This is a genomic window from Desulfotomaculum sp. OF05-3, assembly GCF_003435535.1.
GTDB classification, from domain to species: Bacteria; Bacillota; Clostridia; order Lachnospirales; family Lachnospiraceae; genus Pilosibacter; species Pilosibacter fragilis.
This window is the reverse complement of sequence record NZ_QWGO01000059.1, coordinates 1-8491: the sequence shown is the minus strand read 5'-3', so window position 1 is coordinate 8491 and position 8491 is coordinate 1. Positions and strand designations below refer to the sequence as shown.

At 46.6% G+C, this 8491-nt stretch carries 12 protein-coding genes, 3 tRNA genes and 1 other RNA gene; 4 read left to right on the top strand and 12 right to left on the bottom strand.

Annotated features, from left to right (window positions below):
* Positions 1-11: 11 nt before the first annotated feature.
* Both DXA87_RS17060 and DXA87_RS17055 read right to left on the bottom strand, forming a co-directional pair.
* Positions 12-95 (bottom strand) — tRNA-Leu (locus DXA87_RS17060).
* A gap of 525 nt (positions 96-620) precedes the next feature.
* Positions 621-704: transfer RNA gene (locus DXA87_RS17055), tRNA-Leu, on the bottom strand.
* Positions 705-896: 192 nt separating this feature from the next.
* Between DXA87_RS17055 and DXA87_RS17050 the strand changes: the two genes are divergently transcribed.
* Positions 897-980 (top strand) — tRNA-Leu (locus DXA87_RS17050).
* Between the two features lie 464 nt (positions 981-1444).
* Here DXA87_RS17050 and rplT read toward each other — a convergent pair.
* The 8 genes from rplT to DXA87_RS17005 form a co-directional block, all read right to left on the bottom strand.
* Positions 1445-1801: a 50S ribosomal protein L20 gene (rplT, locus tag DXA87_RS17040; RefSeq protein ID WP_015554698.1), complete on the bottom strand. Its 357-nt coding sequence runs from the start codon at positions 1799-1801 to the stop codon at positions 1445-1447.
* Between the two features lie 37 nt (positions 1802-1838).
* Positions 1839-2036 carry a 50S ribosomal protein L35 gene (gene rpmI, locus DXA87_RS17035; RefSeq protein WP_015554699.1) on the bottom strand — a complete coding sequence of 66 codons (198 nt, stop codon included), beginning with the start codon at positions 2034-2036 and terminating at the stop codon, positions 1839-1841.
* Between the two features lie 27 nt (positions 2037-2063).
* Entirely contained in the window at positions 2064-2558 is a 495-nt protein-coding gene (infC, locus tag DXA87_RS17030; protein WP_015554700.1) for a translation initiation factor IF-3, read from the bottom strand.
* 477 nt (positions 2559-3035) lie between these two features.
* Positions 3036-3350 (bottom strand): DUF1540 domain-containing protein, encoded by a 315-nt coding sequence (locus DXA87_RS17025; RefSeq protein ID WP_015554701.1) that lies wholly within the window; start codon positions 3348-3350, stop codon positions 3036-3038.
* A gap of 165 nt (positions 3351-3515) precedes the next feature.
* The gene (locus tag DXA87_RS17020; RefSeq protein ID WP_147326541.1) at positions 3516-3974 is read right to left on the bottom strand and encodes a hypothetical protein; all 459 of its coding nucleotides are present in this window, start codon (positions 3972-3974) and stop codon (positions 3516-3518) included.
* Between the two features lie 85 nt (positions 3975-4059).
* On the bottom strand, positions 4060-4674 hold the full coding sequence (locus DXA87_RS17015; RefSeq protein WP_117505458.1) for a YcxB family protein: 615 nt from the start codon (positions 4672-4674) through the stop codon (positions 4060-4062).
* A gap of 10 nt (positions 4675-4684) precedes the next feature.
* Positions 4685-5254, bottom strand: a complete 570-nt coding sequence (locus DXA87_RS17010; protein ID WP_117505456.1) for a hypothetical protein — start codon at positions 5252-5254, stop codon at positions 4685-4687.
* 85 nt (positions 5255-5339) lie between these two features.
* The gene (locus DXA87_RS17005) at positions 5340-6257 is read right to left on the bottom strand and encodes an AEC family transporter (RefSeq protein WP_015554705.1); all 918 of its coding nucleotides are present in this window, start codon (positions 6255-6257) and stop codon (positions 5340-5342) included.
* 185 nt (positions 6258-6442) lie between these two features.
* Between DXA87_RS17005 and DXA87_RS17000 the strand changes: the two genes are divergently transcribed.
* The 3 genes from DXA87_RS17000 (at position 6443) to DXA87_RS16990 (ending at position 7231) form a co-directional block, all read left to right on the top strand.
* Positions 6443-6637 carry a hypothetical protein gene (locus DXA87_RS17000; protein WP_015554706.1) on the top strand — a complete coding sequence of 65 codons (195 nt, stop codon included), beginning with the start codon at positions 6443-6445 and terminating at the stop codon, positions 6635-6637.
* Positions 6600-6914 (top strand): DUF3837 domain-containing protein, encoded by a 315-nt coding sequence (locus tag DXA87_RS16995; RefSeq protein WP_015554707.1) that lies wholly within the window; start codon positions 6600-6602, stop codon positions 6912-6914. Before DXA87_RS17000 ends, DXA87_RS16995 begins: the two co-directional genes overlap by 38 nt.
* A 71-nt stretch (positions 6915-6985) precedes the next feature.
* Positions 6986-7231: a hypothetical protein gene (locus DXA87_RS16990; RefSeq protein ID WP_015554708.1), complete on the top strand. Its 246-nt coding sequence runs from the start codon at positions 6986-6988 to the stop codon at positions 7229-7231.
* Positions 7232-7377: 146 nt separating this feature from the next.
* On the opposite strand, the gene DXA87_RS16985 is transcribed toward DXA87_RS16990, so the two are convergent.
* Both DXA87_RS16985 and ssrA read right to left on the bottom strand, forming a co-directional pair.
* Positions 7378-7650: a hypothetical protein gene (locus DXA87_RS16985; RefSeq protein WP_015554709.1), complete on the bottom strand. Its 273-nt coding sequence runs from the start codon at positions 7648-7650 to the stop codon at positions 7378-7380.
* Between the two features lie 272 nt (positions 7651-7922).
* Positions 7923-8266: a transfer-messenger RNA gene (gene ssrA / locus DXA87_RS16980) on the bottom strand.
* Between the last annotated feature and the right edge of the window lie 225 nt (positions 8267-8491).

Below are 8491 nucleotides of genomic sequence, written 5' to 3'. Positions count from 1 at the left end.
TGAGTCTTTCGTGCGGAAGATGGGACTTGAACCCACACGATGTAACCACCACAAGATCCTTAGTCTTGCTCGTCTGCCAGTTCCGACACTTCCGCGTATCGGGTGTTTCAAGATTTTGTATCTCTCACCGACGCATATTAATATATCATAGTTCTTTCTGTTTGGCAAGTACTTTTTTAAACTTTTTTTATTTTTTTAATAACATATTTTTTTTACTCAATTTGTACTATATTCTATCCCATGGCATAACCGAAATCCGCTAAAGAGATCATCTCCACAGTAAGACCCATCCCAAAGATATCATGCAATGATCTCTACGGCTATATCTCACAAAACATCTTCTGCAGTCATCCTTCAGAAATATCATCTATCTTAAATTTCCATCGCCTTTTCTCCTGCTCTTCCCACAAATGCCGAATATAGCGCTTCCCTCTGGTGCTCATCGCAACCGCGCTTCCTTCTCTCCATGTTACACTTTGCGTGGCATTTTCCTCAAAATACGCATTCATACATTAATTTGACAATTCCAGTACCATCACCTCAATCACCAGGCTCTCCACATCTATCGCTATTTTCTCTATAACGCAAAAAGACTCAAGTCTTTCGACTTGAGTCTTTCGTGCGGAAGATGGGACTTGAACCCACACGATGTAACCACCACAAGATCCTTAGTCTTGCTCGTCTGCCAGTTCCGACACTTCCGCGTATCGGGTGTTTCAAGATTTTGTATCTCTCACCGACGCATATTAATATACCATAGTTCTTTCTGTTTGACAAGTACTTTTTTGAATTTTTTAAAAAAAATGTTTTTTTAGCAATATTTAAAAAACTCTTGACAAATCCCACGCCTTATACTATAATATGTTTTGTCAATGAGATACGTCATCTGACGAGATGCAGAAGTGGCGGAATTGGCAGACGCGCACGGTTCAGGTCCGTGTGATAGCAATATCATGAGGGTTCAAGTCCCTTCTTCTGCACGAAGGCTTAAGTCGAAAGACTTAAGCCTTTTTTAGTTTCACATCAACAATCTCGCGATGCCGCGGCGCCCAAAGGGCCCCGCGCATCGTCTGGCTTTCGCCAATCCCATCTCTCCCTCCACACCCTTCCTTTTCCTTCCCTCATCCCGCCAATACACAGCGCCTCCGGGCACGGACGCGCCTGGGTGGAGGGAGCTGGTTTCCTCTTGGCTCGCAGGAAAATGCGTTGGAGGTCCGAGGACACTTGTTTGAGCAACGAAAGTTGCGAGTTGTGTCCTCGGACCTCCGCCCTTAGCATTTTTCCGGGAGCTTAGAGGAACCCTCCCGGAATCCCGTGAAGCGTCCGCGCCCGGAGGCCCGTCGGCGCGTAACTCCCACCACTATGAACCTCTCCCCAAAAAACGCAAAAAACCTCCCCGGCAGATCACTCCACCGGAAAGGTTTTTTCTATTCTCATCGACTAATTAAGCCAGTTTTGTTTTTGCTAACTCAGCAAGCTTTGCAAAGCCCTCTGCGTCGTTGATAGCCATATCGGATAATACCTTACGGTTCATAACAACACCAGCCTGCTTTAAGCCGTACATGAACTTGCTGTAAGAAAGGCCGTTGATTCTAGCTGCAGCGTTGATACGAGCGATCCAGAGCTGTCTGAACTGTCTCTTTCTCTCTTTTCTGCCAGCGTAGGAGCTTGTTAAAGCTCTCATTACGGACTGCTTTGCTACTCTATACTGTTTGGAACGAGCCCCTCTGTAACCTTTGGCTAACTTGAGCACTCTGTTATGTCTCTTCTTGGCATTTAAGCCACCTTTAATTCTTGCCATTGCTTAATTTCCTCCTTAATCTTAATTCCGAAACAAATTATAAATACGGTAAAATCTTCTTCATTACCTTGCTGTTTGTAGCATCAGTAACAATGTCTTTTCTAAGATTTCTCTTACGCTTTGTGGATTTCTTAGTTAAGATATGGGACTTATAAGCTTTATTTCTCACTAACTGACCAGTTCCGGTCTTTTTGAAACGTTTTGCAGCTGCTCTGCTTGTTTTCATTTTAGGCATTGTTGTTTCCTCCTTAAAATTGTTCCCTTATCGTTTTGCAGTTAAAAACATTACCAGGCTTCTTCCCTCCACCTTGGAAGGCTTATCGACAACAGCGATATCGGAAAGTTTCTCAGCGAAATCATCCAGAATATACTTTGTCTGGTTCATATGAGCCATCTCACGACCGCGGAAGCGAAGCGTTACTTTTACCTTGTTGCCTTTTTCGATGAACTTTCTCGCAGATCCGATCTTTGTGTTAAGATCGTTTGTATCGATATTCGGGGAAAGACGCACTTCTTTCACCTCGATCGTTTTCTGCTTCTTTTTCGCTTCCTTCTCCTTACGGATCATCTCATACTTGTATTTACCGTAATCAATGATCTTACATACCGGCGGCTTCGCTGCCGGAGCAATCTTTACAAGATCCAGTTCTGCATCTCTCGCCATTTTGTAAGCGTCTTTTGCAGACATGATTCCAAGCTGCTCACCATTTTCTCCAATTAAACGAACCTCCTTATCACGGATCTGCTCGTTAATCATTAACTCGCTAATAGCCGTACACCTCCAACTCTCATACTCTACATATGTCGATAGAAAAGAAAAAGCAGATAGGTAACTATCCGCTCGTAACTGCATTGGTTTGGCATGCTGCTGCATGATAAAAACCGATGTCTATGAACCCGGGTCACTTACTCGTGCCAGGGTGAGGCGGATACCTGCTTTCCTGTCAGTTGCTCTCACAACTTATGTTATTCTACTATATCGTTTCCGTTTTGTCAATCACTTTTCCCGGAATTTCCAATACTTTTTCGGCTCAAGCCCTCCACGATTCTGCCCGGTATTTTCCACAGCCCTTTCATACTTCTCCCTTGGATCTGTCTTCTCACAGACGCATATCAAAAATCCACAATGCCTTTCTTTCAGGCAAAACAACGACTTTTCTGCTAAGTAAAAAGGAACCGGCGACGGTCAGTTTGCTATCATCAGCTTTCTCCGCAGCCAGTCCCTTCTCTATTCCTACTTCTCCCTAAAGCTTGCACATTCCGTCTGACCGACAGCCATGGCGCCGTCCCCCGCGATCGTGATCCGCTCTGCCCTGCACTGATGGTCATCATTATAGAGACAGTTCGCCACATCACATTCCACCTCAAGCTTTGATTCCGGCGTCTTAAAAAGATTCTTAAAAAGTCCGCCCCTGTTCTCCTCAAAGCTTCCGCAGCAGGTATCACAGCAGTTCTTCGCCTGTGCTCCCTCCACGAGGATGCCGCTCTTGCAGCAGCACTTCTCCGCGTTATGGACGCATGTCGTCACGGTACAATCCAGTTTCGTCATAAAATGGCCTCCTTTTCCTGTTTCATCAGAGGTCATTATGCGCAGAAAGATCCCGAAGTATTCACTCTCCCGGGATTTTTCCTAAAACCAGCATAATTATTCAGTACCTTCATAGTTACGCGCAAAAATCCATTCCAGTTCAGCTTCCCTGATGGGATTTTTGCCTTACGCTTCCTCCACCGGATATTTCAGGCGTTTCAATCTCTCCATCAATGTACTGCTGTCCTTCATAAGCGGATAGATCGTAACGATGGACTGGTTGTTCTTATCGATCAGTTCATAGCTCACGATAGACCCCGTCTTTTTCTTCTTATAAACAACCGCTTTTTTCAGATCTGAAAACGGGACCACTTTTTTCTTTCCAATTACCGGGTTTACCTTGATCGTCTTGCCATCAATCGTAGTCTTCCACAAAAGTCCCCACAGTGCAAATAAAATCCCCGCGATCCCGCAGGTCACATAGAACGCCTTGATGAGCAGTTTTCCATCTGCCGCCGGATTCATAAAGAAGCTTCCCATAGTCAGCGCATCCACGATTCCCATGAACGGCACGACCAGTGTATACTTCAACTTCAGTGTCGGCAGCTTTTCGATCTGCATTTTCTCTTCTTTTTTAATTTTCATTCCCAAAAGATCCTCTCCATTTTATTTTACACCGCTCCGCCGTCCGGAGCTATGCACTTCCATATAGAAATGGTCCTTCGTCCCTCTATACGTTTCTTACCTTCTCGATCACCTTATTGCACCGTTTTTCAAGGAAAGATCCGAATGTCTCCTTCTTTCCGCGGTAGAATCCCGCCTTCTCCACAGGGATCGCAAGGGATTTGTTCCAAAAGACCATGTAATACTTGCTGGTCTCCTTGATCCATGCGATTCCCTCGTACTGGTACTCCGTAATGATGCCCGGCCGCTCCATCGTAAAGGTGTCCTCGTAGAAATTCATGGTGCAGCGGTCACCCTTTAATCCGGAGCTCTCCAGAAGCTGCAGGGCCTGATTTTTATCAGCCGATACGGAATTCGCCTTCTTCCCGGAAGTCTCCCCGTTTTGTCTCTCATTCATTCGCCGCAGCACCACAGCCGCCACAAGTCCGCAGAGCACCGCCTGCAGGATCCTCGTGGACTGCTCAAGCTGTCCGAACGCCATGTAAACAGCTGCGCCCACAAAAAGCGCCATCAATGTATCTTTCAGCCCGAAATCAGGAAGCTGGAACTTGATCTTCTTCCCATCCCCCTCCTTCGGCATCATCCGCGGCTTGGAAGCCACGACCTGGTGATAAAACATATCCTCGTCATATGTAGATTTTACTGCGTATATCGGTTCCATCCCGCACCTCCTATCGTACTGTGATCTGTTCCATCGGAAGATGACATTTCTCTGTCAGAAATCCCGCAAGCTCCGCGGAATTTCCCTGAACCACGTCATCTTTCATGAAGTAACGCACCACATTTCCGCGCTCCACCAGCACATACATACCGGACATATCAATAAGGCGTCCCACGTTCTTATACTGCACACGGGATTTCTCATTCTTTCCGATGACCTCATATCCGTCCTCGTAGAAGCGGTATTCCCATTGATAGTTGTCTTCCATCCTCCCCGCCTCGAACTGGAGATGGATCTGCTTTTTCGCGTCCAGCCAGCCTTTCAAAAGGGCATAGGTTCCAAACACGAATCCCATGGCACAGAGAATGCCGATCATCATGAGTGCGTCCCCGATCGTTCCGCCGATTACGACTTTTGCTGCCATGCAGATCAGGAAAAGCCCAAGAAAGATCGACATGATCCTCTTTCCGCCGGACTGGAAACCGAGTTTCCGGACTCCCTTTTCCAGATGAAGCAGCTTTTCTTCCGTCACATGATGCCGGATGATAAACCGCGCGTCCTTTTCGTTCCGTAATTCCATTGTGTTCCTCCTTATTTTGTGTGATACAGCTATGCAGAGCCTCCGCGGTATATCTGATACCGCCCTATGCACGACTATAAATTTCTTAGAAGATGATGATCGCCGCTGTCAGGCTCACGATTCCGAGAATGATTGATGCCGAGTTCACCGCGCTGGCAAGGTTCACATCTCCCTCAAGCATGGAGGTGTACGGAACGCCAAGGGCCGATACCGGGCCGAACATCAGGATCGCCAGGGTTCTGCGGATCTCCAGGGAGAACGGCAAAAACCGGTAAAACAGAACTGCCAGGACTGCGGAAACCGCAAATCTTGTTCCCAGGATTTTTGCGACACTGCCCGTCTGCTCTCTTGTCATATGTAACTCCAGTCCGAGGCCGATCATAGTCATGGAGAGGAAGGTGTTGGCGTTCCCCACAGTCTCAGCTACCTGGTCCATGAAGACCGGAATACGGAGTCCCGCCATCGTCAGTGCTGTCATAATTACATAGCAGTCAAACGGGATGGATTTTAAGAGCTGGATCACGATCCTGCGGATCTGATGCTTATCTCCGGCACCGCCTTTTCCTGCCACTGACACAGCCACCGCGTAGGAACCACCAGTACAGACCACCGCGTTTCCCGTATCAAAAAGGCTGGTACAGGCCACGCCCGGCGCTCCTAAGAATCCCTGGACGAAAGGCATCGTAAAGCAGCCGATATTGTATCCCGACGCATTTACGAGGCCAAACGCCTTCTGATCCCTCGTCCCTTTCGCAAAAAGTCCGTATCCGATCACCGCATACGCACCGCTGCACAGGAAACCAATCAGCACGATCACCAGCATGGAGACATCCATGGTCGCCTGGCTGAAGTTATGGATGATCGCCGCCGGGAGCGTGATCTTCGTGACGAGCTTCGAGAAGACCGGAAGATCCGTCTGGCTTAAAAGGCCGATTTTTTTCAGACCATATCCCATCAGGATGATCAGGAAAAAGCAGCCCGCTTTTAGTAAAACTGAACTCATATTTCATGTTCCTCTTTTTATGTATTTTTCTCGCAGAAATAGAAACAAAGTTTATTATATCTCAAAGTCACACTTGAATCAATCATTCTTTTTCCGCCCGTTTTGCCCGCTCCTCCACTGGACATGTTTCCATTCTGATGTTATACTTGTTCTGTTCTCATACAGTTTTCAGGGAGGTTTTTACCATGTCCGAAGAAAAAGATGCAAAAATCCAGGAACTGGAAGCCGAAATTGCCCGTTTAAAGGACGAAAATTCAAAGCTTCAGGAGACCGTCCAGTGGATGCACGACCTGATCTGGAAGATGGTCCGTGAACGCGAGGGACAGAAAGGAGATCCGTCCGATGGTACATACGCTTGTCCCGATGTCCGTGAAAATTAAGATCAAAAATTTTGAGACACCGGCGAGACTAATCAACCATATGGAATTATCCTGCGCAGTCGGCATGGCGTGCCGTCAGGCTTCGCTTCCGTGTCCGGAGGGAACTGCCGGAACAGATCTCAAGGAATTCGTAAAGTCGGTTCCGGACACGATCTATTCGAGTCCTGCCGTTGACGAAAAGCTGAAAGTGCTGATCCGCGATTATATCTACAAAAAGGGCGAGGTTCTGGATGATGATTCTCTGGTCACCCTGAAGCTCGGATATGAAAACACTTAAGTGATCGTGAGGATCCCGAATCATCACGCACTACGATCCAAGTCCGGATCACAGGAAAGGAGTTTGCAGCTATGGATTTTACACCAGCAGAATTTCCAACCACTGGAGTTTCTGAAAAAGAATTCATTGATAAGATGATCGCTCTGGCAAAGGCCGGCGAAGACGAGATGGAGCATTTAAAATGCGTATTCTACACATGGGCTGTTTTTTATGAGGCTGACGAGGAGACCACCAGCGGTATCGCTGAGTTCCTCGCAAATGCGGCTGAGATTGCAGAGAAAGACGCATTTATCAAAAGTCTGACTTGCATTTTATAAGAATTCGCACGTCCACGCAGTGCAGAGGCTGACTATTTTTTCTATGCCGTGCTCATATAAAAAGATACCGGTATGACCGCGAAACGCACAGCTCATACCGGTATCTTTTTTGTTTAACAGGAAGACACATTCTTTTTTATCTTCATTTATTCTTCAGTGCTGTCCTCTTCCGGGCAGAGATACTCAATCAGAGCGTCCTGCTCTTTTCCGGAAAGGCGGAAGAAACCTTCGCCCACGCAGAGGTAACCGTCCTCAACATAAACTTCGCTGGAATCGAAATACTCGCCCTTCGCGAACTTGCGGTTTAACTCCGCGTTGATCTCGCCATAGTTCTCCACCTGAAGGATCTTGTTTTTCTTCTGCTCGATCTTCATTAAGTGATAATATGCTTTCTTTAAATAGTCGCCCCGTTTTTTCATTAGAGTTCTCCTTTACTTTCGTTTCATATTTCTCCCGGCAGTTCTTGGTTCCGGGAAGTGTTCTGTAATTTAAAGTGTAAAGCATGAAAATAATTTTGTCAATCTGTGCTGTTCTCTTTCCAGTATAAATAGCTTTTCATGTAATATTTCGTGTGATACTTCCCCCGTAGATATGCACTTTTAGCGTTTTATTTGAGCTGATAACATCTTTTAATATTTCTCGCAAACAGGCATAAAATAAGGGAAATCCCGATTTCTCAAGACTTCCCTTATAGTGGACCTGAGGGGAATCGAACCCCTGTCCGAAAACCTATCCCCTGTTCTTCTACTATCATAGTCTGTTATTTAGAATTCCCGCCCGAACCCGAAAGCAGACATCCTGATCCGTTTGGTAGCTTCATCATACGCCCGCGTGCGCAAAGCTTTGCACGTGTCGTTTCCTGCTTTAAATGATGCCGGTTACTTAAAATGCAGGTATTCTAAGGCCGACAGCTGCCTAAATTAGGCTGCGTATGCTAATTCGTCGTTAGCGTTTATATTTAGGTTTGCCATTTAACGCATTGCATGCGGATAGCTTCACCAGCTTCAAAGCCCCCGTCGAAACCAGTACAAGCCCTTACTGGCACTCTCTTCGGAGTTTTTCGCATCGTTCGGTCCGCAAAGGTTCACAGACATTTTTCCGATGCGTTCGCTTTTGGCAGTATCCAAAATCCAGGCGACCCCGAATCCTATAACGATACAGCTCCCGCGTAACACAAATTTTACCATCACTCGCCCAAATTGTCAAGGGTCCGCAGTATAGATCCCACGACAAACGCATGAATGATTGTCTACCACCAAT